Source organism: Deinococcus metallilatus, from assembly GCF_004758605.1.
In the GTDB taxonomy this organism is placed as follows: Bacteria; Deinococcota; Deinococci; order Deinococcales; family Deinococcaceae; genus Deinococcus; species Deinococcus metallilatus.
Window position 1 is genome coordinate 1,931,384 of the sequence record NZ_CP038512.1, and the last position, 20,665, is coordinate 1,952,048.

Here is a 20,665-nt window from a genome sequence, read left to right on the forward strand (position 1 = left end):
CCAGCCCCAAATGAAGGCCCGCCCAAGTCACGGCTCACGCTGCCCGAGTCCGGCACGCCGCACACTGGAGCATGACCGACTCAGACCACCGCTACGGCGACGCGCCTCTGGGCAAGAGCGTCGAGGAAATCGAGCAGGACAGTGGCAACCTCGTGAACTCGCCGGTCGAGGGCGAGGAGGTCCGGGACGGGGGCGGGCCGGACGGCCTGCTCGTGCCGCCCATCCTGAGCGGCCCCAGCGGCACCGGCATGATCCCCGCCATCATCGACGGGGGCCGCGTCATCCGGGAGGCCGAGGACGGCAGCGGCGCCGACGACGGCACCGACCACCCCGGCCGCGACAGCAGCGAGGGCACGGTTTAGTCTCCCCCCTACCGGTGTGAGGGCCTCCCGGCGCAACGGCAGGCTGTCTCCCCTTGTCTGTCCCGCTGCCTCCGGGGAAGTATCCGCCCTATCTCCCCGGCTGTTCCCTTGCCGAGCGACCGTGTCGGTCAGCTCCAGACGTGGGAAAGCTTCTGCTATCTCGCGGACTTTCTCAACAATCGCTTTTTGAAAATTCACGATCCCTTCATCTATAAGCCGCAGCGTACGGCACAGGAGTGTGAAATAGAGTACACTTGAGCGAAAAGGAACCATCATCCGAACGGGAGGTTGCTATGAAGCGTACCGCTCGACGTTTTCTGTGGCTCGCCGCTCCGCTTGCGCTCGCTGCGCCTGTTCTGGCTGCCGTGGCACAGAACGGCTCACCGCCCGGTGCGCCCCCGGGGGCAACCCGCTGGAGCTGAAGTACAGCACGCCCAACGCGGCGCACGGCGCGCAGCTCTCGGCCTCCGTCTGCCAGAGCTGTCACGGCCCGGGTGGCGTCAGCACGAACCCGGAGGTGCCGCGGCTGGCCGGACAGGTCCCCGGCTACGTCCGCTTCCAGCTCGCCGCCTTCCGCGCCAAGTTGCGGCCCAGCCCGGTCATGCAGCGGGTGGCGGCGAGCCTCACAGACCAGGACATGGCTGACCTGGCCGCCTATTTCTCGGCCCAGGCCATCGGGCCTGCCTGGAACACGACCGACGCGGCCCTGCGCGCCCGGGGTGAGGCGCTGTTTATGGGCGGCGACCCGGCCCGGGGTGCGATTGCCTGCGCCATCTGTCACGGCGCGAGCGGGCGCGGCGAGGATCATCTGGGCGTGGCGAGCATCACCAACCAGTCGCCCACCTACGCCCTGGCCGTGCTGCACGAGTACAAGAACACGCCCTCGTTCGGTGGCATTCCCCAGCCGGAAGCCATGCGGATTGTCGTCAAGCCGCTCGGCGAGGACGATCTGAGGGCGCTGGTCGCCTACCTCAGCAGCATGACCAGGTAATCCGGCAGGAACTCCGCCTCTTCCCTGTCAGCGCACCCGGACGCCCTTGGTGGCGGGCTGGGTGCGGAGCCACGCCACGAACCTCCGCACGGCGTCGTGGGCCAGCAGGGCGTCCAGGCTGTGGTACTCGCCCGCCAGTTCCGCGTTGCTGAAGGTCCGGTGCAGGAACTTGTGACAGGCCGGACACAGGGCCACGGTGGGAAGGGCCTGCACCTTCACACCCTGCCGCCGCCCCTGCGACCGGGGCACCAGATGATGCTCGGTCAGCACCGGCGTCCCGCGTTCGCACAGGGCACACACCTGCAGTTCACGCGGCGGTGGGGGCCAGTCGGAGGAGGGGCGGCGGCGGGCCATTGGGGGGATGATGGCGTGCGGCAGGCGGGAAAACCGGGTGGGAGGTTACGGGGGAGGGGTTAGGAAAAAGAGAGCGGGGGCTACAGCTTTCGCCTTTGCCCCCACTCACTCCTAATCCCCTAACGCCTAACCCCTCTTCACAGCTTCGTCAGTTTCGGATACTTCCGGATCGCCTCGTCCTCGCTGAGGAATTCGCCCTCGGCGTCGGGGCTCCAGACCACCTCGGCGCGGATCAGGTCGCCGGGGTTCACGCTGCTGATCACCATCAGGGCCTCGCGGGCCTCGGCCGCCGTAGTCACGCCCGCCGGGGGGAGGTTGCCCAGGGCGTGCGCGGCGACGGCAATCGTCACGGCCAGGTACAGGTCGCCCGCGTCCTTCTGGAAGGTGTAGTCGCCGCGGTGCGCGAAGCCGCTGTGGGGGTCGCGGTTCTGGTAGTTGCTGGTGGTCTGCTCGGTAAAGGCGGCGCGGGCCTCGGTGGCCCAGGCGCCCACCTGGCTGTCGGCGCTGCTGGCCGGGCCCTGCGCGCGCTCGACATTGCCGTACACCCAGCGTTCGGGGTGGCGCAGCAAGGCCAGCGCCGCTTCCTGAAGCATCCGCGCGAGGCCCTCGTTGGTGTCGGGGTCCCCCTGCTGCGCGATGCGCTGGAGGTCGCGTTTGACCTCGTCCCCCTCGGCCAGCAGCAGTTGGACGCTGGCGGCCTGCGCGGTGCCGCTGACGCCGCCCAGCGCCCCCAGACCCCGCGCGCCCCCCCGCCCAGGCTGCGGCGCATGAAGCCGACCACCGCGAAGATCACCAGCCCGAAGATGATCAGCCCGAAGAGGCCGAAGCCCCCACCCCCGCCGCCGTAGTAACCGGGACCGAACCCGCCCCCGCCGACGATGATCGGGCCGGAGTACCCACCTCCCGAGTACCCGCCACCGCTGTAGCCGCCCCCGCCGCTGTAGCCGCCGCCCGAGTACCCTCCGCCCCCCGAACTGCCGCCGGTGCTGCCCCCGAAACCGCCCCCCGATTGTGCGGCGGCGTGCCCCAGCAGGGCCAGCACGGCGAGGACAAGTGCGAGCATGGCGAGAAACGCCAGCACGCCCCGGATGGTTCGCTGCGTGAAGATCGGCATACTGATCCAGTGTATGAGGTGGGGCGGCCTTCGGTTCCCCCCGCGCCGGGGGCGTAAAGGGTTGGCGAAGGCGGGCGGTGCCGGGAGGCCCTGCGCCGGGCCGCGCCGTACACTCCCGGCATGAGTGACAGCATCATCGACATGACCGGCGACCAGTGGGAGGCGTTCCTGGCGAACCTCTACGAGCGGGACGACCGGCTGGCCGTGCGTGAACCGGGCGGCATCTATCCGCCGGAGGAAGCCGTGGACCCCTACGTCCTGAGCGGCCACGCCGAGGCGCTGCGGAGCGCGGAGGTGGAGGGGGACGTGTGGGGCACCCTGGCCGATCTGGAGGAGGAAGCCGGGGACGAGGAGGAGGCGTGGGCCAAGGTCGTCGCCTTCTACCTGGACCGGGGCTGCGTGCTGCTGCGAGTGACGGACGCGGGGGAACCCGAGGAATGGCTGCTGGAAGAAGGGCTGGCGCGGCGGCTGGGCCTGCCGGGCCGGACGGCGTGAACCTGCCCTGAACGGGCGCTCATCCTCCGGTGAGAGGGCGGGCCTACGCTGATTGGTATGTTTGAACGCGAAGAACGTCACTTTCCGCTGAAGCGACTCCTGCTGCTGGGCGCCCTGATCGGGGGCGTGGCCTACTACCTCAGCCGCGAGCAAAACCGCCGCGCCCTGGACCAGAAACTCTCCGAACTGGGCCTCAAGGACGCCGCCGAGAACGTGGGCGACAGCGTCGCCAAGGGCTGGGAGAAGACCAAGGACGCCGCCGCCAGCGCCGGACACGTCATCGCCGACAAGGCGGGCGAGGTCAAGGACGCCGTGCAGCAGGGCGGCGTGCAGGCGGGGCTGGACAAGGCGAAGGACGTGGCAGGCGAGGCGAAGGTGGCCGTCGCCGGAGCCGCCACCGAGGCCAAGGACGCCGCGCGCGACGTGGCGAACACCGCCAAGGACGAGGCGAAGGACGTGGAACCCCGCCTGAAGGACGCCGCCCAGGACGCCAAGCAGAATGTCCAGCAGGCCGCGAACCAGGCGAAGGACCAGGCCCAGCAGGCCGCCGCCAACATCAAGGCCGATGCCCAGCAGAACCTGAACCAGGCCCAGAACGCGGCTCAGAATGCCGCCGCCGACCTGCGCGCCGGGGCCCAGAACGTCAAGAACGACGTTCAGAACGCGGCTCAGAATACCAAGAACGACGCCCAGAACACGGCGAACGACGTGAAGAACACCGTCAAGGACGCCGAACGCCGGATGTAAACCGCCCCTTCTGGCGAGCCTCCCCGACGTGGGAGGCTTTCCTTTTGCCCCGGACCGTGACCCCTGCCCCGCCTTTCCCTGCCCCGCGCGGGTAGACTCCCAGGTATGACGCGGCGAGACGGCGAGGGCCGCACCGGAACCCTGGAACGCACCGGGACGCTGGAGCGCACGACCACCCAACGCCCCCGGCTCTACCGGGTGCTGCTCCTGAACGACGATTACACCCCGATGGAGTTCGTGGTCGAGGTGCTCCGGAGCTACTTCCGCAAGGCGGAGAGCGAGGCGCAACTGATCATGCTGGCGGTTCATCACAAGGGACAGGGCGTGGCGGGCGTGTACACGCGCGACGTGGCCGAAACCAAGGTCGCGCAGGTGATGGCGCACGCCCGGCAGCAAGGCCACCCGCTGCGGCTGGTCGCGGAACCGGAGGCGGGCGAGTGAGGGAGGCACAGTGATCGGCGACCATCTGCAAGTCACGCTCGGCCGCGCCGCCGACTACGCCCGCGAGGCCGGGCACGAACTGGTGACCCTCGAACACCTCCTGCTGGCCCTGACCCACGACCCCGAGGGGCGCGAGGCGCTGCTGGCGGTCGGCACGGATGTGGAACGACTGCGGGACGACCTCCTGGCGCTGCTGGACGGCTTCGAGGTGGTGGAAGGCGCCCAGCCCGACTTCACGCTGGGTGTTCACCGGGTCGTGCGGGGCGCGGTCCTGCAACTGCACGCGAGCGGCAAGGGCCACGAACAGGCCGACGGCGCGCGCGTCCTGGCCGAACTGCTGGAAGAGGAGGACTCCCCCGCCCGCGCGGCGCTGGAAGCCCAGGGCGTGACCCGGCTGGACGTGCTGGGGTACATCTCGCACGGCGCCGCCAAGGTGGCAGGCCGTGAGCGCGAGCGGCAGGTCGCGGGCGTGGACGGCGAACCGGAAACCGGTGGACCGGCCGAACAGAACCCGCTGAAGGCCTACGCGACCGACCTGACCGCCCAGGCCAGGGCAGGCGAGTTCGACCCGGTGATCGGGCGGGAGGCCGAACTGGAGCGCATGGTGCATATCCTCGCGCGGCGGGCCAAGAACAATCCCGTCCTGGTGGGCGAGCCGGGCGTGGGCAAGACGGCGCTGGCGGAGGGCCTGGCGCAGCGGGTGGCGGACGGCCAGGCCCCGGGCTTCCTGCGCGGCGCTTCCGTCTATGCCCTCGACCTGGGCGCGTTGCTGGCCGGAACCCGCTACCGGGGCGACTTCGAGCAGCGGCTCAAGGCGGTCTTGAGCGCGCTGGACGGTCAGAACGCGGTGCTGTTCATCGACGAACTGCACACGCTGGTCGGCGCCGGAGCCACCGAGGGCGGCAGCGTGGACGCCGCCAACCTCCTCAAACCGGCGCTGGCTCGCGGGCGGCTGCGGGTGCTGGGCGCGACCACGCCTCCCGAACTGCGCCACCTCGAACGGGACCGGGCGCTGTGGCGCCGCTTTCAGACGGTGGACGTGCCCGAACCGTCCGAGGAGGACGCGCTCGCCATCCTGCGCGGCCTGGCGCCGGGGTACGCCCGGCACCACGGCGTCACGTACACCGAGGGGGCGCTGGATGCCGCCGTGCGCCTCTCCGCGCGCCACCTGCGCGACCGCTTCCTGCCCGACAAGGCGATTGACGTGCTGGACGAAGCCGGAGCCGCCCGCTCCTCCGCCGGGAAGGGCGGCGAGATCAGCGAGACGGACATCGAGGCCACCGTCGCCCGCATGGCCCGCGTGCCGGTCGGCGCGGTGAAGGCCGAGGAAGTCAAATCCCTCGCCACGCTGGAAACCGACCTGAAGGCGCGGGTGTTCGGGCAGGATGCGGCCGTGGGAGCCGTCGCCAGCGCCGTGAAGCTCGCCCGGGCGGGCCTGCGCGATCCGCAGAAGCCACAGGGGGCCTTCCTGTTCGCCGGACCGACCGGCGTGGGCAAGACCGAGCTGGCCCGCGCCCTCGCGGACCGCCTGGGCGTGCATCTGGCCCGCTTCGACATGAGCGAGTATCAGGAAGCGCACACCGTCGCCCGCTTGATCGGTGCCCCTCCCGGCTACGTGGGCTTCGACCAGGGCGGCCTGCTGACGGACGCGGTAGCGAAGAATCCCCACGCGGTCCTGCTGCTGGACGAGATCGAGAAGGCGCACCCGGACGTCTACAACCTCTTCCTTCAGTTGATGGACCACGGCACGCTGACCGACCACACCGGCAAGAAGGTGGACGGACGCGGCCTGATCCTGATCTTCACCACCAACGCCGGGGCCGCCGACGCCAGCCGTCCCGCCCTGGGTTTCTCCCGTGAGGGCCGCGCGGGCGAGGAGGCGGAAGCCGTCAAGCGCACCTTCACGCCCGAGTTCCGTAACCGGCTGGACGCCGTGATCCACTTCAAGCCGCTCTCGCGCGAGGTGATGGCAAGCGTGGTGGACAAGTTCCTGGCGCAACTGGCGGCACAACTGGCCGAGCGCGGCGTCACACTGACCGTCACGCCCGCCGCCCGGGCCCTCCTCGCCCAACTGGGCTACGACCCGCAGATGGGCGCGCGCCCCCTCGCCCGCGTGATCGAGGAGAGGGTGAAACGCCCGCTGGCCGATGAACTGCTGTTCGGGCAGTTGAAGGATGGGGGCGGAGTGACGGTGGATGCGGAGGGAGAAGGGTTTACTTTTAACGGCTGAATCCCGGTACATTCTTCTTGTGAACACCATCACAACTCGGCGGACGGGGAAGGAGGACATCCCCGCGCTGATTCCCCTCATTCTGGTGGCGGCCAGGACTCGCGCTGAACTGGAACCGGCGCTGTGGCCCCTTCACCCGGAGGCGGAAAACCGGGTGCGATCCAGGCTGGAAGGCGAGTTCTCCAGCCCGGAACGGTTCGCGTGGTTCCTGGCGGAACAGAATGGAGAGGCTGTGGGTGTTATCTCAGCGGGACTTTATCCGGCTCCACCCGTGTACCGGAGTCTCCTTGCCGGGCTGATCGGGGAGGACTTCTACGCGGACACACCCGGAGCCCTCCCCCTGCTTCTGTCGGCTGCCGAGAGCTTTCTGAGAGCGGCAGAGGCTGCCCTGATCAATGCCGCCTGTCCGGCCCGTGACAAGGAGCGACTGCGGCTGTTGCAAGCGCACGGTTACGCGCCCCTGACGCTGTGGATGGCCCGCCCTGTTGACCCTTCTGTACCGGCTCCCGCTTCCATCCGGCCCGCCCGGGAAGATGACCTACCCGCCCTCGTCCGCCTGAACCGGGACGCGCAGGAGGGCAAACGCCGCGCCAACCCGCGCTTCTGGACCCCGCACCCGGAGGCGTCCGCCCGCTTTGAAGACTGGATGCGCCACAGCCTCACGCTCCCAGACCGTGATCTGCTGGTCCACGAGGGCCCAAGCGGCGTGGATGGTTTTGTCGTCGCGCAGCCCGCTGGGTCGCCGCCCGCGCATAACGCAGAGGGCGTGGGACTGATCGACGACCTGTATGCGGACGCCTGGAACATCTTCCCGGCCCTGCTGAATGCAGCGCACCACGCCTTCCACAAGCGCGGCAAGCACACCGTTGAGGTCATCTGCCCGGCAGCGTGGACTGAGCGGGCCGCTGCGCTGGAGGACGCCGGATTCCGTCCAGCGAATCTGTGGCTGATTCAGGACTGAACTGAAGGCTCATCCCCCTCCGGCAGTGCCCCCCCCAGCAACTGCTCCCCCAGCGTCCGGGCCAGCCAGGCTTCGTACTCGTCCGGCGTCCAGCCCGACTCGGTGACGAGTTCGTGGTACACCTCGAACAGTGTCAGCGCCTGGAGTAGCGCCGAGGCCCGCTCCACACTCAGGCCCGGTCGCAGCATGGCCGCACTTTCCGCGACGAAGTGACGCTGGGCGGCGCGGCGGCCCCCCAGGGCCTGCTGGAGTTCGGCGGCGGCCTCGGGGTCGGCGGCCCCGGCGCTCTGGTAGATGCGGACCATCTCGGCGCCCGTTTCCCATTGCCGCCGGGTGAGATGGGCCATCAATTCAAAACGCTGGGCGGGGTTCTCGTGGGCGAGGGCGTCCTGGCGAAAGTCGCGCTGCCGGGATGTCTGGTGCCACGCTTCGCGGATGGCGCGGAGCACCCCGCGTTTGTTGCCGAAGATGCTGTAGACCGTGCTGACCGCCACGCCAGCTTCACGGGCGATGTCGTCGATGGTGGTCGCGCCGTACCCCTGCTCCAGAAACAGGCGGCGGGCGGCGCCCACCACGAGCTGCTGCGTGGCGAGCGCCTGGCGCTGACGGTGGGTGAGTCTGGGTTCGGCCTTGACACTGCCCATACAGGAAGAGTACAACGATGTTGGGTGTAGTTTCACTACATCGAATGGAGGGAAGGTATGTCGGCAGAGCTGAATCGGCAGTTGGCGATGCAGACCCTGGAGCGGGCCTTCAATCAAGGTGACGTCTCCGTCTTCGACGAGGTGATCCCCGCACGGGGGGTAGACCACCAGGAGACGCCCGGCACCGACATGCTCCGCCACCTCAGGGACACCGTCTCCATGATGCGGCGGGCCTTCCCCGACCTGCACTTCGAGGTGCATCACGTCCTGGCCGAGGGCGATATCGTCGCCTTCCACTCCACGATGACCGGCACCCACCTCGGCCGCTTTGACATCGGGCCTTTCCGCGAGCTTCCCCCACCGGCAGGAAGATCAGGATGCGCCACATGCACTTTCTGCGCTGGGAGGACGGCAAGAACACCGACCTCTGGCACCTGATGGACACGGCCAGTCTGATGAGGCAACTGACGGCCCCGCCGCCGGAGGCCCAGGCCGCAAACGGTTGACCCAGCCCGTCAGCTCCCGCCCACCCACGCCCACGTCGGCAAATCCTCGCACAGCACCTCCAGAATGTGCGTGCCCGAGGCGAGCAACAGGTGGCGGTAGCGCGGGCGGCGGCGCTGCGCCTGCCACTGGGCCTCACGGAGCCGCCTCATCTGCGCCTGTGCCTCGGCCCACTGTTCCGGTGTGGTCGGCGCCGGACGGCCCAAGCTGTAGACGAAGCCGCTTCCCGTGTCACTGGGCCGGGCGTTCTCTGGAAAGAAGCGCCCGGTCGTCTCGATCTGTGGCTCGCGTGCCCGCAACTTCTCGCTCACCGCCACCGGCACGCCGTAGGGCGGGAAAGTGTCGGTGTTGTCGTTCTCCTCCAGAATCTCGGTGATCCAGGGGTCGGGGTCGCTCACCACCTCGTACAGGAAGGACGGGGGCAACCCCTGCCGGGTCGGGTGGAAGGTGCCGTACGGTCCCCCGTAGAACTCGTCGTAGCTCTCCAGCGCGAAAATCCGGTTGCCGTGATAGATGCTCCCCTCCCAGCGGCTTTCCCAGGTCAGGCGCAGCAGGCGGCCATGGTGGCGGGGGTCGGGGCGGCCGTCCGGTCCCACCTGCCAGCCGTCCTCCCCGGAGGCGCGGTAGAACTCGTCCGCGAGGTCCACGGTCAGGGTGTCGCGGCCATCATCCAACTCGGTGCGGAGGATGTTGATCCGCTCGCCGGGAAACGACCGGACGGCCTCCAGCAGTCCCTCGTCGGGCCAGAGGGCGAACTGGGCCTGGGCAAAGCGGGCGCGGCGGGCCATGCGGGAAAGTCTACGCCTGCTCATTGAGGCGCCTTCAGCCAAATAGGAACCGGGGGGAGCGCCTCTCCCCTACCCTCGCCCCATGTCCCCCCTCGACACCCTCACCCTCTCCGGCATCCGCTTCTACCAGCGGCACCTCTCGCGGCGCAAGGGCTTTTGCTGCGCGCACGCGGCGCTCTACGGCGGCGAGTCATGCTCGGCGGCAGTGGCGCGAATCATTCGGGAGGAGGGCCTGCTGAAAGGCCGGGCGCGGATCGCCGCACGCTTCCGCGAGTGCCGGGCAGCCCATAACCTCCTGCGTGCCGGGTCACCGCTGGCGTTCGGCACGGACGGGCCGCGCGTGCGGGGCGTGTGCTGCTGCGGGCCGATTCCCATTCCCTTCCGCTGCGGGTAAGGTCAGACCAGACGCCCGAAGGCTCCCGGATAGAGCGTGACCAGCCCTTCCCCATCCACGGTGATCTCGTTGACGTACCCGCTCTCCAGATTCTCGTAGCGGTAGGTCAGGTCGCCCGTCCGCGTGTAGCGTTGGCGGGCGACGCGCGTTTCCAGCGTGGGGACGTTCACCCACACCGCGCGCACCTCGCCCGCCTCGCCCACAGGCAAGCCCAGGCGGCGGATGGGCAGCGTGTTCGTGAAGGGGGTCGCGCGGAGGTCCACGTCGGTGCAGCCGGACAGGCCAGGGAGCAGGCGGCCTTCGGCGTCCGTCCATTCGCCTGCCCGCGAGCGCGTGAGGTCCAGCGAGGGTCGGTTCCCCAGGTCGCAGCGCAGGCGGAAGGGATGACCGTCTTCTGTCAGGTCTAGCCAGTAATGCAGCGTGTAAGGTTGCCCCTCCCGGAGGCCGACGACCGTTCCCTCCACCGCCGTCCAGGGGGTAAGGCGCAGGTGTTCGAGGCTGGGCTCGCCGGGGTTCAGGCCACGCCAGGCGGCGTTCATCCCCACGCTGACTGCCGCCCCGCCGCCCGCGGCTTCTCGCCCCGGAAGGCGTCCCGGCCCCCGACCTTCTCCAGCTTCACCACCTGGCCGCTCCGGGCACTCCGGTACAGCGCGTCCATGATGCGGTGGTCCTGCACGCCTTCCTCGCCGGGGGTCCAGGGCGTCTTCTTCTCGCGGATGCACTGGGCGAAGTGGTCCAGCTCCAGGCTGAACTGGTCCTCACTGGGGAACTTCGGCTGGAAGTCGCCCTGCTGGTCGGAGAGGGTCAGTTCGAGGCCCTGGTAGGTGAAGGCGGGGTCCATCAGGACGGTGCCCTGTTCACCCAGCACGCGCAGGGTCGCGGTTTTCTGGGTGCCGTAGCTGGTCAGGCAGTTGGCGACGATGCCGCCGGGGAAGCCCAGCAGGAAGCTCATGGACTCCTCGACTTCCTTGAAGCGCGGGTCGTCCTGCGGCTGGTGCAGGGTGGCGAAGACCCACTCGGGTTCCTGCCCCAGCAGGAAGCGGATGGTGTTCAGGCAGTAGATGCCCACATCCACCAGGGGACCGCCGCCCGCCAGGTCACGCTTGAGTCGCCACGCTTCCGGGTCGTCCTGCACCTGACCGTGAATGGAGTCGATCAGCTTGACCGGGCCGAGCTTGCCGTCCTGAACAGCGTCCCGCGCGGCCCAGTGTTCGGGGGTGTACTGGCAGCGGTAGGCGGTCATCAGCAGCACGCCCGCTTCCTTGCAGGCGTCCACCATCGCCTGCGCGTCTTCGGCACTGACGCTGAGGGGCTTCTCGCACAGGACGTGCTTGCCCATCTTTGCGGCCCGCTCCACGTACTCGCGGTGCAGGCTGTTGGGGAGGACGATGTAGACGGCCTCCACGTCCTCGCGCTGCCCCAGTTCCTCGAAGCGGTCATAGGGGTACACGTCCTGCTCGGTCAGATCGTAGGCACGCGCGAACGCCTTACCCTTCTCGGGGTCGCCCGTGACCAGGGCCGCGACGTAGGCATGCTCACTGGTCCGCGCGCCGGGAATCAGTTCCTCGCTGCTGAGTTCACCGATGCCGACGATGGCGTACCCGACGCGGCGCTGCTCGGACTGGGGAAGGGGGAGGTCCGGTTTCTGAGGCATGGATCACCGTAACAACCGGGGGCCGCGCCTGCTTCCGGCAACGCTTCAGGCGTTCTTCAGAAGGCGGCCGGTCAACTGGCGGATGTGCGGAAGGTGTCCCTCCCGTACGCTGGGGCGAATGCCCGAACTCACCCTCCGCGAACGGCGGCCCGAGGATTTCCCGATTCAGTGGCGCTGGGAACAGGCCGAAGCCAGCCCGGAATGGAAACGCTGGGACGCGCCGTATTTCCACGAGCGGGACGAACCTTCAACACTCACGCTGGGGGCCTACACCGAGAAGCGGCTGAGCCAGCCCCCCGCGCAAAGCAGCCGCGTCCTTGCGCTGGATGACGAGTGCATCGGCCAGGTGAGCCGCTGGGAGGAAGCCCCGGCGGGCGGCGGCTGGTGGGAACTCGGCCTGGTGATCTACGACCCGCGGCACTGGGGCGGGGGACTGGGCACCCGGGCGCTGGCGCTCTGGACGGAAACGACGTTCCGCGAAACGGAAGCGCACGTCGTCATGCTGACCACCTGGGGCGGCAACGAGCGCATGATCCGCGCCGCGCAGCGCGTCGGCTACCGCGAATGCGGGCGCGTGCCGGAAGCGCGGCTGTGGGAAGGGAAACGCTGGGACAGCGTGCGCCTGGCCGTGCTGCGGCAGGACTGGGAAGCCCTTCAGGCCAGCCGCCCGAATGCCTGACAGTTCGGAGTCACCTGACGGTGGTTCCGGCGGGCAACACGTACACGTCCACCAGGCCCCAGGGCTGGGGCTTTTCGGGGTACCGGTGGTTCTCCCAGACGAGGTAGTACCCGATCTGCCCGGCGGGCAGAGGCTTGTCCTTGTAGGTCACGGCGGGCCAGCGCGTGTCGGCGTCCACCTCGGGACTGCTGGCGGCGATCCATCCGCCCGCGCCGACCAGGTCACGCAGCCGGGCGATGGGCGCGTAGCCGTCGGCGCAGTACAGCATCACGGCGGCATCCCGGGCGAGCAGCGCGCCAAGGTCCGGCAGGCGGGCGCGCAGGAAGTCGTCCAGGCGGTACGCGGTGACGCGCAGGTCACGGTGATACAGGTAATCGTTGGGCACCGTGAACGTCATGGGCCTGCCGCTGACGGCGAGCGTGGCGGGCGTGATGGCCGCGTGCGCGAGGGCCTGCACGCGGAGCAGGGCAATCTGCTGCGCCTTCGTGCGGGGGGACGCGGGCGCGGCCAGGGCGGTGGGCAGCGTGAGGGCGAGCAGGGCCGTGAGGAACAGAGAACGCTTCACGCCGCCCACCTTAACGGGAAAAGCACACTGTGCCCGCCAGAATGGCCCGCCCCGGCACATCTGGCATCATGCGCGGCGTGAACGTCTCCCCCGCCCGTCCGGTGGTGCTGCGCGACCGGCAGCCGCGCGACCTGCCGACCCTGACCCGCTGGCTGAACGACCCGCAGGCCGAGTGGCGACGCTGGGACGCGCCCTACTTCGCAGCGGCCGCGACCAACAAAACCATGCGCGCCTACGCGCAGTACCTCGCCCAGAATGGCCCGGACGCCGACGAGCGCGTGATCGACGTGGACGGCGTGTGCGTGGGCATGGTGAACCGCTCGGAGGAGGAACCGGTGGGCGGCGGGTGGTGGGACCTGGGTATCCTGATCTATGACCCGGCGTCCTGGGGCGCAGGCATCGGCACCCGCGCCCTCCGCCTGTGGGTGGCCGACACCTTCGAATGGACAAACGCACACGTGGTCACCGTGTCCACCTGGAGCGGCAACGAGCGCATGATCCGCGCCGCGCGGCGGGTGGGGTTCCGCGAGTGCGCGCGGGTGCGGGAGGCGTACCCGGTACGGGGGCAACGTTTCGACAGCGTGAAGCTGGACCTGCTGCGCGCCGAATGGGAGGCGCGTTAGGCTGCGTGCATGACCGCTCCTGGCGTGCCCCCTCACCCCGGGAGGTCAGGCGCGTGAAGAAGCGCCGGGATACGCCCCGCCCCAAAGGCCCCAAGCCGGTCACGCCGCCGGGCTTCCTGGCGACGCAGGACCTCAAGGAGCGCGGCTGGACAGCCGGGTTGATCGCCCGCTTCCTGGGCCAGCACGACCTCACACGCGAGAACGGCCTGAAGATGGGCCGCCGCCGCCTCCCCCCCGTCAAGCTCTACCGCGAGGAACGGGTGCTGGACGCCGAGCGCGACGAGGCCTTCCTGATCGGCCAGGCCCGCGCCGCCGACGCCCGCGAACGTGCCGAACGGGCACGGGAGACGCGCCAGGCGAAGCGCGCCGCGCTGCTGCAAGCTGCCGCCGAGAGCTACACGCCCACCATTCACCCCGAGCCGCTCCGCAAGGGGGCCGTCCGCAAGGCCCGCGAGCCGCACCTCCCGGCGCTGGAAGACACCCTCACGCGGCTCGCCCGGGACCTCGGCAAGGTCACCCCGCGCGAGGAGGCCGCGCTACGCACCCTGCTGCTGGGGCGGCTGCACGCGGCCCTCGCCGCCGCCTATCCCTGGTATCCGCTGCCCGACGCCCCCTCGGAGAAAAAACAGGCCAGCCGCGAGGCCAGACCCAGCGACTGGCGCGAGTGGGACTGGGATTGATACCAAATTGCGTTGATTCCAAGGAATCAACCGAGCGGAGCGAGTGGCAAAAAGTACGGCGCCCCGGTTTCACCCGCCGCCCTCACCGGCCGCACCCCCTGGCGGCACCTCCAGCAGGGCACGCAACCGCTCGCCCGTGGCCGCATCCGCCGGGAAGAAGGCTTCGATGGCCAGTTCCGAGAGGGTCACGTCCAGAGGGGTCCCAAAAACGGTGGTCGTCCCCAGCAGCGCGAGGGGACCCTGCGAGGTCATCAGCCGCAGCGGGACGAAGACATGGGCCTGAGCGTGACCGTGGGTGCCCGCTGGCAGTGGGTCGGGGGCCGGGTAGGCGGCCAGTTCGCGGCGGAGGTGTGCGAGTTCGGCGTCCCCACTCCGCTCGATCTGCCCGGCGAGGCGGTTCAGGAGGTGGAGACGCCACTCGCTCAGGTTCTCAATGCGCGGCGCGAGTCCCCGCGGGTGGAGGCTCAGGCGCAGGACGTTGACGGGCGGCGTCAGCAGTTCGGCGTCCACGCCTGCGAGCAGAGGCCCCACGGCACGGTTGGCCGCGACGAGGTTCCAGTGATGGTCCACCGCCAGGGCCGGATAGGGCTCGTGCCCGGCCAGAACCGCCTCGACCGCCTCCAGGGCCGCCCCCAGCGCGGGGTCGTGCAGGGGCCGCTCCGAGAACATCGGGGCGTAGCCCGCCGCCAGCAGCAGGGTGTTGCGCTCCCGCAGGGGCACGTCCAGCTGCTCCGCCAGGCGCAGCACCATGTCGCGGCTCGGCACCGAACGCCCGGTTTCCACGTAACTCAGGTGCCGGGCAGAGATGTCGGCATCACCCGCGAGGTCCAGTTGGCTGAGGCGGCGGCGCTGTCGCCAGCCGCGCAGCAGGTCGCCGAAGGGGGGCAGGGTCGCGGTCATTTCCAGAGGGTAAGCTCCGCTCCCCGCCGTTGCCAATGACCTCCGGGGTCATCGACAGGCCACCCGTCCCCTCCACATCATGCTCCTGGGAACGGCACTGGAGCAGGTCAAGGGTGTCTGCCCGGAGGAGGCTTCGCATGAGTAACGCTGGTGAACTGGTTGATCTTTATCTCGCCGCCTGGAACGAGCCGGACGAGGACCGCCGCCGCGAGATCGTGGCCCGGACGTACACCGAGGAGGCCACCTATGTGGACCCGCTCATGCAGGGCGCGGGCCACAGCGGCATCACCGCCATGATCGGCGCGGCGCAGGCGCAATTTCCCGGCCTCCGCTTCCGCCTCGCTTCGGAGGTGGAGGCCCACCACGACCACACCCGCTTCTCCTGGGAACTCGCGCCCGCTGATGGCGCCGCAGTCGCCCGGGGCACCGACGTGGGCCAGATCATAGGAGGCCGCTTCGGCACCGTCGTCGGGTTCCTGGACCAGATCCCCACCTCGTGACCGAAAGCGGCTGAGGACAAGCTGGCCGCCGACAAGTCAAGCAGGGCGTCCCACTCCACGGGGACGCCCTGCTGACGGCTGAAAGCTGACCGCTTACTTCAGCAGGTCCAGCGCCTTTTTCAGGATCGCGTCGTCCTGCGGGTCCACCACCGCCTCGCCCTGGGTGGTGCTGTGGGTGGGGCGCTTGACCTCGCCGGTGTAGGTGAACTTGCCGTCCTTGTCGGCGGTGACGGTCACGGGCTTGCCGTCCACGGTCAGGGTGATCTTGGCGTTCGGCTCCAGGCCACCCCCGGTGAAATTCAGGGGCACGGTGTAGCGCGTGTCCTTTACGACCACGTCGGGCGTGATGCCCTTCTTGTGAATCTGGCGGCCATTGGGGGTCAGCCACTCGTTCGCCACGATGGCGACCTTGCCGCCGTCCACCGTGTCGATTGGAATCTGCGCGACCCCCTTGCCGAAGGTCTGCTCCCCGACGATGGTGGCCCGCTTGGTGTCCTGAAGCGCGCCCGCCACCACCTCGCTGGCGCTGGCGCTGTTCTTGTTCACCAGCACGATCAGCTTGCCGGTGTAGTCGCCGGGGCTGCGGGTGGCCTTGCCGTACACCTCGGTCTTGCCGCTGCGGTCACGCAGGCTGACGATGTCGCCCTGCCAGAGGAACTGGTCGGCCACGTCCACGCCCGCGTTCAGCAGGCCGCCGCCGTTGTCGCGCAGGTCGAGGATCAGCTTCTGCACGCCCTTCTTCTTCATGTCGGCCACGGCGGCGCGGAACTGCTCGCTGGCCTTCGAGTTGTAGAAGGTGTTCAGCGCGATGTAGCCGACATTGCCCGGCAGCACCGTCTCCTCGACGCTGACGATGGTGACCTTGCGGCGCTCCATCTTCACGGTGTAGGGCTTGCCCGCGCGCGCGAAGGTCACGCTCACGGTCGTGCCCTCCTTGCCGCGCACCAGGCGCACGATCTCGTCGAGCTTGCTGTTCAGCACGTCCTTGTCGTCGATCTTCACGAACACGTCACCGATCTGCACCCCGGCGTTCGCGGCGGCCCCACCCTTGTAGACGTTGTCGATCTTGCCTCCGGTGCCGTCGGCGTTCGCGGCGACCAGCGTGACGCCGATCCCGCCGAATTCGCCGTTGAGGTTCTGGTTGTCGATGGCGTTGTTCGCGGGCTCGCTGTAGTACGTGAACTCGTCGTTCAGGCTGCCGATGGCGCCGTTGATCGCGCCGCGCAGCAGCTTCTCCTGATCGATGGGATAGAGGTAGTACTGGTTCAGGGCGCCGATCACCTGGAGAAAGGCGCGGCCGGTATCGGTCTTGGTCAGGTCCGACTGGGTGTACCCGCCCATTTGCGCGTACCCCACGGCGGCGGTAGCGGCGAGGGCACCCGCCACGAGCATCATGCGTTTCCGGTTCACGCGGCCAGAATAGGGCGGGCGGGTGAAGGACATTTGAGGCGGAAGTGACGGAGCGGCTTTCCCCCCGGCGGGCTGATTTATGAAGATTCCTTCACGCTATAGCGGAGGCCTGGGCTATGCTGGGCCGCGAGCATGACGCACCCGCACAGTTTGCCGCGCGCCCACGTTGCTTCCGGCGGAGGCCAGCCATGATCCAGTTCAAGAACGTGACGCTGGAATATCCCGTGACCCGTACCCTCGCGCTCGACGACCTGAGCCTCCAGGTCGGGAAGGGGGAGTTCGTGTACCTGGTGGGGCACTCGGGCGCGGGCAAGAGCAGCTTCATGAATCTGGTGCTCAAGCGGGCGCTGCCCACCCGCGGCGAGATCCGGGTGGCCGGGGAAACGCTCGCCCGCTACCGGGGCCGCCGCACCGCGCTGCTGCGCCGCCGCATCGGCACCGTCTTTCAGGACAACCTGCTGCTCGACCACCTGAATGCTTACGACAACGTGGCCTTTACCCTGCGCGTGACCGGGGTCCCGCAGCGCGAGTGGGCGGGCCGCGTCACCACGGCCATGCGGACGGTCGGCCTGGAGCACAAGAAGCACGCCCTGCCGGTGCAGCTCTCCCAGGGCGAGCAACAGCGGGTGGCGATTGCCCGCGCCATCGTGGCCGACCCGCCCCTCCTCCTGGCCGACGAACCCACCGGCAACCTCGACCCCGACCACAGCCGCGAGGTCCTCAGAGTCCTCCAGAACGTCAACCTGCGCGGCACCACCGTGATCGTCGCCACCCACGCCCGCGACCTGGTGGAAACCTTCCGCCACCGCACCCTGACGCTGCGGAAGGGGCGGCTGGTGCGGGACGACCCGTATGGGGGGTATACGCTGTGAGGGGGAGGGCCGCCCCGTCAAACCGTCGAACGGTCAAACCGTCGAACGGCCGGGTCCCCCTAGACGGTTTGACGGTTAGACCTTTAGACCGCGCCGGGGGCGCGTCATGACCTACCACTTCCGCCAGGCCCTGCTCGCCATGCGGGGCAACCTCACGGCGACCTTTGCCACGCTGACCACCATGACGCTGACGCTGCTGATGCTGGGGTTCGTGCTGCTGCTGACGCTGAACGTGGACCGGACGCTGGAACAGCTCGAATCGCAGGTGGAGGTGGCGGCGTTCCTGCGGGACGGGGCGAACGGGCAGGCGCTCTTGACGCAGGTGCGCGCGCTCCCCCAGGTGCGGGAGGCCTCGCTGGCGACGAGCGAGCAGGTGCTGGCCGAGATGACGCGCGATTACCCGTATGCGCGGGACGCGGCTCAGCTCGCCGGAAACCCCTTTCCCGACACGCTGCGGATGCGGGTGAGCCGGGTGGAGGACTCGCGGACGGTCGCGGCGGCGGTGTCCACCCTGCCGGGCGTGGAGGACGTGGAGTACGGCGCAGGCTACGTGGATCAGACCGTGCGGACGCTGACGGCGGTGCGCGGCGCGGGCTACGTGCTGGTGGGCCTGCTGCTGCTGGGCACCCTCTTTAACATCCTGAACGCGGTCCGGGTCGCGATGTATGCCCGGCGCAACGAGATCAGCGTGATGCGGCTGCTGGGCGCGACGCGCGGGTTTATCCGGATGCCGCACGTGATCGAGGGTGTGCTGCTGGGCGTGACGGCGGCGGCGCTGGCCCTCGCGCTGCTGACGCCCGCTTACCTCGCCCTCGCGGCGCGGGTGCAACTGTTCGCTCCGGTCTTCCCGGTGGTGCGCGACCTGCCCAGCCTGCTCCCGATCCTGGGCGGTGTGGGGGTGCTGGGCGTGCTGATCGGCCTGACGGGCAGCCTGTTTGCCTCACGGCGCTACCTGCGGGAGCTGGAGTGAGGGCGCGCGGCTGGCCCGCGCTGGTGCTGCTGTCGGCGGCGCTGCTGGCGGGGGCACAGACGCCCGTCCCCTCACAGGTCGCCCCTGCTCAGGCTGGCCCCGCCCAGGCGGACCCGCCCCTGCCCGATCTGCCGGGCGCTCCCCCGCTCGTCCTGCCGACGACCAGCCAGCGGCTCCAGCAACTCGAACGCGACTTGCAGCAGCAGCGGCAGCTCGGCGCGCAGCAGCGGCAGGAACTGGAACGGCTGCGGGCCAACATCCAGAGCCTGACGGCGCAGCAGCGGCAGACGCTGGACCGGCTGGACGTGCTGGCCGGGCAGGTCGCCAGTCTGGAAAACGAGACGGCGGTCCTGGCGGCGCGGGTGGCCCTCGCGCAGCGGCAACTGGCCGACACCACCGCGCAGGGTCAGGTGACGCAGGCCCGGGTGACGCAGCTTCAGCAGGACGTGCGCGAACTGCTCGGCGCCCTGTACCGCGAACGGAGCGGCCGCTATCTCCAGCTCCTGTCGCAGGCCCGCAGCCTGTCGGACCTGCTGATCCGGCTGAAATACGCCAATATGGCCGGGCAGCACAACGTCGCGGTGATCGAGACGCTGCGGCAGGAGGTGCGGACGCTGGAGACACAGCGCACCCAGCAGGCGCGGCAGGCAGCAGACCTCCAGGCCCTCCAGACGCAGCGCGTCGCCAAGCTCACGCAGCTCCGCGACCGCCGCGCCGAGCAGCAGGGGCTCCTGGCCAGCCTGAAACGCAGCGAGCAGGGCCAGCGGACCCTGGCCACCCACACCCAGGCGCAGCAGGCCCTGACCGCCCAGACCATCGACGAACTGGTGGGCAAGGTCGTGCAGGAACGTACCCGGATCGAGGCCGAACGGAGGCGCCGCCTGGAGGAAGAACGCAAACGCCGCGAGGCCGAGCTGCGCCGCATCCGCGAGGCGCAGGAGCGCGCGCGGCAGGAGGCGCTGCGGCTGGCCCGCCTCCGCGCCGAACAGGAACGGCAGGCCCGCCTGGCACGGGAACGTGCCGCCGCCGAGGCCCGGGCGCGGGCCGAGGCCGAAGCGCGGGCCAGAGCGCAGGCCCAGGCACAGGCACAGGCGGCCGCCCAGGCCAGAGCCGAGGCCGAAGCCCGCGCCCGTGAACAGGCCGCCGCTCAGGCTGCTGCGGCCCGCGACGCCACCCAGCGCCAGCGGCAGGCGCAGCTCCAGCAGGAACAGGCCGCCCTGCAACAGCGCGAAACCCAGGTCCAGCAGGCGACGGTGCGTGTCGAGCAGGCGCTTGCCCCCCTCCCCCCGTCAGCGGCCCGGTCGGGTTCCCGCTCCCCGGCGGCAGCGTCAGCCAGCCCTACGGCCAGGGCGGCGCGCAGTGGAGCGTCCTGCAAGGCGCGGGGGACGGCCAGGCGGTCGCCGCGCTCGATGGCAACGTGATCGCCACCACCTACTACGCCAGCCTGGGCTGGGTGGTCCTGCTCGACCACGGCCCCACCGTCACCGCCTACTTCGGGCTGCAAGACGCGCGGGTGCAGGTCGGGGAGCGGGTCGCGCGCGGCACCCCGCTGGGCACCATCGGCGGCAGCCCGATCTTCGGGCCGGGCCGCATGGCCTTTCAGGTGAACAGCGTGAGCGGCGGGTCGCGCCAGCCGGTGCCGCCGCCGTTCTGAGGGGAGGCGTGTGGCCTGTGGCTTGTCGCTTGTGGAGGCTGAGGCTTCAAGCTGGCGCGTTCGCTCGTCGACAAGCCACAGGCTCCGTTCCACAAGCCCTTGCCCCTCCCCCCCTCCTCTGCTACTCTTCTTC

Annotated in this window: 27 protein-coding genes; 18 read left to right on the plus strand and 9 right to left on the minus strand. The window is 69.6% G+C overall.

The window, feature by feature from the left end; translation table 11 throughout:
• The first annotated feature begins 71 nt into the window (after positions 1–71).
• Together E5F05_RS15335 and E5F05_RS15340 are read left to right on the plus strand one after the other, a co-directional pair.
• Positions 72–362: a hypothetical protein gene (locus E5F05_RS15335; protein WP_129119516.1), complete on the plus strand. Its 291-nt coding sequence runs from the start codon at positions 72–74 to the stop codon at positions 360–362.
• Positions 363–681: 319 nt separating this feature from the next.
• On the plus strand, positions 682–1,353 hold the full coding sequence (locus tag E5F05_RS15340; protein ID WP_244944493.1) for a c-type cytochrome: 672 nt from the start codon (positions 682–684) through the stop codon (positions 1,351–1,353).
• A gap of 27 nt (positions 1,354–1,380) precedes the next feature.
• On the opposite strand, the gene E5F05_RS15345 is transcribed toward E5F05_RS15340, so the two are convergent.
• Together E5F05_RS15345 and E5F05_RS22005 are read right to left on the minus strand one after the other, a co-directional pair.
• Complete coding sequence (locus E5F05_RS15345) at positions 1,381–1,707, minus strand: HNH endonuclease (RefSeq protein WP_129119517.1); 327 nt, start codon at positions 1,705–1,707, stop codon at positions 1,381–1,383.
• A gap of 137 nt (positions 1,708–1,844) precedes the next feature.
• Positions 1,845–2,831, minus strand: a complete 987-nt coding sequence (locus tag E5F05_RS22005) for a DUF1517 domain-containing protein (protein WP_342354422.1) — start codon at positions 2,829–2,831, stop codon at positions 1,845–1,847.
• 110 nt (positions 2,832–2,941) lie between these two features.
• On the opposite strand from E5F05_RS22005, the gene E5F05_RS15355 reads away from it, so the two are divergent.
• From E5F05_RS15355 to E5F05_RS15375, 5 genes are all read left to right on the plus strand, one after another.
• Positions 2,942–3,316 (plus strand): hypothetical protein, encoded by a 375-nt coding sequence (locus E5F05_RS15355; RefSeq protein ID WP_129119519.1) that lies wholly within the window; start codon positions 2,942–2,944, stop codon positions 3,314–3,316.
• A 57-nt stretch (positions 3,317–3,373) separates the two neighbouring features.
• Positions 3,374–4,063 (plus strand): YtxH domain-containing protein, encoded by a 690-nt coding sequence (locus E5F05_RS15360; RefSeq protein ID WP_129119520.1) that lies wholly within the window; start codon positions 3,374–3,376, stop codon positions 4,061–4,063.
• 105 nt (positions 4,064–4,168) lie between these two features.
• The gene (clpS, locus tag E5F05_RS15365; protein ID WP_129119521.1) at positions 4,169–4,504 is read left to right on the plus strand and encodes an ATP-dependent Clp protease adapter ClpS; all 336 of its coding nucleotides are present in this window, start codon (positions 4,169–4,171) and stop codon (positions 4,502–4,504) included.
• 10 nt (positions 4,505–4,514) lie between these two features.
• Positions 4,515–6,734 (plus strand): AAA family ATPase, encoded by a 2,220-nt coding sequence (locus E5F05_RS15370; RefSeq protein ID WP_129119522.1) that lies wholly within the window; start codon positions 4,515–4,517, stop codon positions 6,732–6,734.
• A 19-nt stretch (positions 6,735–6,753) separates the two neighbouring features.
• Positions 6,754–7,695, plus strand: a complete 942-nt coding sequence (locus tag E5F05_RS15375; protein ID WP_129119523.1) for a GNAT family N-acetyltransferase — start codon at positions 6,754–6,756, stop codon at positions 7,693–7,695.
• Here the strand turns inward: E5F05_RS15375 and E5F05_RS15380 are convergent.
• Positions 7,686–8,339 (minus strand): TetR/AcrR family transcriptional regulator, encoded by a 654-nt coding sequence (locus E5F05_RS15380; RefSeq protein ID WP_129119524.1) that lies wholly within the window; start codon positions 8,337–8,339, stop codon positions 7,686–7,688. The two genes, E5F05_RS15375 and E5F05_RS15380, sit on opposite strands and share 10 nt — an antisense overlap.
• Positions 8,340–8,396: 57 nt before the next feature.
• Between E5F05_RS15380 and E5F05_RS15385 the strand changes: the two genes are divergently transcribed.
• Together E5F05_RS15385 and E5F05_RS22110 are read left to right on the plus strand one after the other, a co-directional pair.
• Complete coding sequence (locus E5F05_RS15385; protein ID WP_146719928.1) at positions 8,397–8,777, plus strand: ester cyclase; 381 nt, start codon at positions 8,397–8,399, stop codon at positions 8,775–8,777.
• On the plus strand, positions 8,726–8,845 hold the full coding sequence (locus tag E5F05_RS22110; RefSeq protein WP_425322070.1) for a hypothetical protein: 120 nt from the start codon (positions 8,726–8,728) through the stop codon (positions 8,843–8,845). The genes E5F05_RS15385 and E5F05_RS22110 overlap by 52 nt, the downstream gene beginning before the upstream one ends.
• Before the next feature lie 9 nt (positions 8,846–8,854).
• Here E5F05_RS22110 and E5F05_RS15390 read toward each other — a convergent pair whose 3' ends face one another.
• Positions 8,855–9,631, minus strand: coding sequence for a hypothetical protein (locus E5F05_RS15390; protein WP_129119526.1), 777 nt, complete (start codon positions 9,629–9,631; stop codon positions 8,855–8,857).
• Between the two features lie 82 nt (positions 9,632–9,713).
• Between E5F05_RS15390 and yidD the strand changes: the two genes are divergently transcribed.
• A complete protein-coding gene (gene yidD / locus E5F05_RS15395; protein ID WP_129119527.1) occupies positions 9,714–10,025 on the plus strand; it encodes a membrane protein insertion efficiency factor YidD in 312 nt (103 codons plus the stop codon).
• A gap of 2 nt (positions 10,026–10,027) precedes the next feature.
• On the opposite strand, the gene E5F05_RS15400 is transcribed toward yidD, so the two are convergent.
• The gene (locus E5F05_RS15400; protein ID WP_129119528.1) at positions 10,028–10,564 is read right to left on the minus strand and encodes a putative glycolipid-binding domain-containing protein; all 537 of its coding nucleotides are present in this window, start codon (positions 10,562–10,564) and stop codon (positions 10,028–10,030) included.
• Complete coding sequence (locus E5F05_RS15405) at positions 10,561–11,679, minus strand: Gfo/Idh/MocA family protein (RefSeq protein WP_129119529.1); 1,119 nt, start codon at positions 11,677–11,679, stop codon at positions 10,561–10,563. The genes E5F05_RS15400 and E5F05_RS15405 overlap by 4 nt, the downstream gene beginning before the upstream one ends.
• 118 nt (positions 11,680–11,797) lie before the next feature.
• On the opposite strand from E5F05_RS15405, the gene E5F05_RS15410 reads away from it, so the two are divergent.
• Positions 11,798–12,358: a GNAT family N-acetyltransferase gene (locus E5F05_RS15410; RefSeq protein WP_129119530.1), complete on the plus strand. Its 561-nt coding sequence runs from the start codon at positions 11,798–11,800 to the stop codon at positions 12,356–12,358.
• A 10-nt stretch (positions 12,359–12,368) separates the two neighbouring features.
• Here E5F05_RS15410 and E5F05_RS15415 read toward each other — a convergent pair whose 3' ends face one another.
• Positions 12,369–12,923 (minus strand): hypothetical protein, encoded by a 555-nt coding sequence (locus E5F05_RS15415; RefSeq protein WP_129119531.1) that lies wholly within the window; start codon positions 12,921–12,923, stop codon positions 12,369–12,371.
• A gap of 41 nt (positions 12,924–12,964) precedes the next feature.
• On the opposite strand from E5F05_RS15415, the gene E5F05_RS15420 reads away from it, so the two are divergent.
• Both E5F05_RS15420 and E5F05_RS15425 read left to right on the plus strand, forming a co-directional pair.
• Positions 12,965–13,546, plus strand: a complete 582-nt coding sequence (locus E5F05_RS15420) for a GNAT family N-acetyltransferase (protein ID WP_244944494.1) — start codon at positions 12,965–12,967, stop codon at positions 13,544–13,546.
• Between the two features lie 53 nt (positions 13,547–13,599).
• On the plus strand, positions 13,600–14,226 hold the full coding sequence (locus tag E5F05_RS15425; protein ID WP_129119532.1) for a hypothetical protein: 627 nt from the start codon (positions 13,600–13,602) through the stop codon (positions 14,224–14,226).
• Positions 14,227–14,295: 69 nt separating this feature from the next.
• On the opposite strand, the gene E5F05_RS15430 is transcribed toward E5F05_RS15425, so the two are convergent.
• On the minus strand, positions 14,296–15,126 hold the full coding sequence (locus tag E5F05_RS15430; protein WP_129119533.1) for a helix-turn-helix domain-containing protein: 831 nt from the start codon (positions 15,124–15,126) through the stop codon (positions 14,296–14,298).
• 137 nt (positions 15,127–15,263) lie between these two features.
• Here E5F05_RS15430 and E5F05_RS15435 point away from each other — a divergent pair, with 137 nt between their 5' ends.
• Complete coding sequence (locus tag E5F05_RS15435; protein WP_129119534.1) at positions 15,264–15,626, plus strand: nuclear transport factor 2 family protein; 363 nt, start codon at positions 15,264–15,266, stop codon at positions 15,624–15,626.
• 93 nt (positions 15,627–15,719) lie between these two features.
• Here E5F05_RS15435 and E5F05_RS15440 read toward each other — a convergent pair whose 3' ends face one another.
• Positions 15,720–17,036 (minus strand): S41 family peptidase, encoded by a 1,317-nt coding sequence (locus tag E5F05_RS15440; protein WP_241687183.1) that lies wholly within the window; start codon positions 17,034–17,036, stop codon positions 15,720–15,722.
• Positions 17,037–17,224: 188 nt separating this feature from the next.
• Between E5F05_RS15440 and ftsE the strand changes: the two genes are divergently transcribed.
• From ftsE to E5F05_RS21705, 4 genes are all read left to right on the plus strand, one after another.
• Positions 17,225–17,908 (plus strand): cell division ATP-binding protein FtsE, encoded by a 684-nt coding sequence (gene ftsE / locus E5F05_RS15445; protein WP_129119535.1) that lies wholly within the window; start codon positions 17,225–17,227, stop codon positions 17,906–17,908.
• A gap of 106 nt (positions 17,909–18,014) precedes the next feature.
• The gene (locus E5F05_RS15450) at positions 18,015–18,878 is read left to right on the plus strand and encodes a cell division protein FtsX (RefSeq protein WP_129119536.1); all 864 of its coding nucleotides are present in this window, start codon (positions 18,015–18,017) and stop codon (positions 18,876–18,878) included.
• A complete protein-coding gene (locus tag E5F05_RS15455; protein WP_244944495.1) occupies positions 18,875–20,299 on the plus strand; it encodes a peptidase M23 in 1,425 nt (474 codons plus the stop codon). The genes E5F05_RS15450 and E5F05_RS15455 overlap by 4 nt, the downstream gene beginning before the upstream one ends.
• Complete coding sequence (locus E5F05_RS21705) at positions 20,296–20,532, plus strand: peptidoglycan DD-metalloendopeptidase family protein (RefSeq protein WP_244944496.1); 237 nt, start codon at positions 20,296–20,298, stop codon at positions 20,530–20,532. The genes E5F05_RS15455 and E5F05_RS21705 overlap by 4 nt, the downstream gene beginning before the upstream one ends.
• The last annotated feature ends 133 nt before the right edge of the window (positions 20,533–20,665 follow it).

Excerpts from the sequence above, each read along its gene's own strand:
- E5F05_RS15335 (WP_129119516.1), top strand. The coding sequence starts at position 72 with ATGACCGACTCAGACCACCGCTACGGCGACGCGCCTCTGGGCAAGAGC.
- E5F05_RS15345 (WP_129119517.1), bottom strand. The coding sequence starts at position 1,707 with ATGGCCCGCCGCCGCCCCTCCTCCGACTGGCCCCCACCGCCGCGTGAA.
- E5F05_RS15355 (WP_129119519.1), top strand. The coding sequence starts at position 2,942 with ATGAGTGACAGCATCATCGACATGACCGGCGACCAGTGGGAGGCGTTC.
- E5F05_RS15360 (WP_129119520.1), top strand. The coding sequence starts at position 3,374 with ATGTTTGAACGCGAAGAACGTCACTTTCCGCTGAAGCGACTCCTGCTG.
- clpS (WP_129119521.1), top strand. The coding sequence starts at position 4,169 with ATGACGCGGCGAGACGGCGAGGGCCGCACCGGAACCCTGGAACGCACC.
- E5F05_RS15380 (WP_129119524.1), bottom strand. The coding sequence starts at position 8,339 with ATGGGCAGTGTCAAGGCCGAACCCAGACTCACCCACCGTCAGCGCCAG.
- E5F05_RS15385 (WP_146719928.1), top strand. The coding sequence starts at position 8,397 with ATGTCGGCAGAGCTGAATCGGCAGTTGGCGATGCAGACCCTGGAGCGG.
- E5F05_RS22110 (WP_425322070.1), top strand. The coding sequence starts at position 8,726 with ATGCACTTTCTGCGCTGGGAGGACGGCAAGAACACCGACCTCTGGCAC.
- E5F05_RS15390 (WP_129119526.1), bottom strand. The coding sequence starts at position 9,631 with ATGGCCCGCCGCGCCCGCTTTGCCCAGGCCCAGTTCGCCCTCTGGCCC.
- yidD (WP_129119527.1), top strand. The coding sequence starts at position 9,714 with ATGTCCCCCCTCGACACCCTCACCCTCTCCGGCATCCGCTTCTACCAG.
- E5F05_RS15400 (WP_129119528.1), bottom strand. The coding sequence starts at position 10,564 with ATGAACGCCGCCTGGCGTGGCCTGAACCCCGGCGAGCCCAGCCTCGAA.
- E5F05_RS15405 (WP_129119529.1), bottom strand. The coding sequence starts at position 11,679 with ATGCCTCAGAAACCGGACCTCCCCCTTCCCCAGTCCGAGCAGCGCCGC.
- E5F05_RS15410 (WP_129119530.1), top strand. The coding sequence starts at position 11,798 with ATGCCCGAACTCACCCTCCGCGAACGGCGGCCCGAGGATTTCCCGATT.
- E5F05_RS15420 (WP_244944494.1), top strand. The coding sequence starts at position 12,965 with ATGGCCCGCCCCGGCACATCTGGCATCATGCGCGGCGTGAACGTCTCC.
- E5F05_RS15430 (WP_129119533.1), bottom strand. The coding sequence starts at position 15,126 with ATGACCGCGACCCTGCCCCCCTTCGGCGACCTGCTGCGCGGCTGGCGA.
- E5F05_RS15435 (WP_129119534.1), top strand. The coding sequence starts at position 15,264 with ATGAGTAACGCTGGTGAACTGGTTGATCTTTATCTCGCCGCCTGGAAC.
- ftsE (WP_129119535.1), top strand. The coding sequence starts at position 17,225 with ATGATCCAGTTCAAGAACGTGACGCTGGAATATCCCGTGACCCGTACC.
- E5F05_RS15450 (WP_129119536.1), top strand. The coding sequence starts at position 18,015 with ATGACCTACCACTTCCGCCAGGCCCTGCTCGCCATGCGGGGCAACCTC.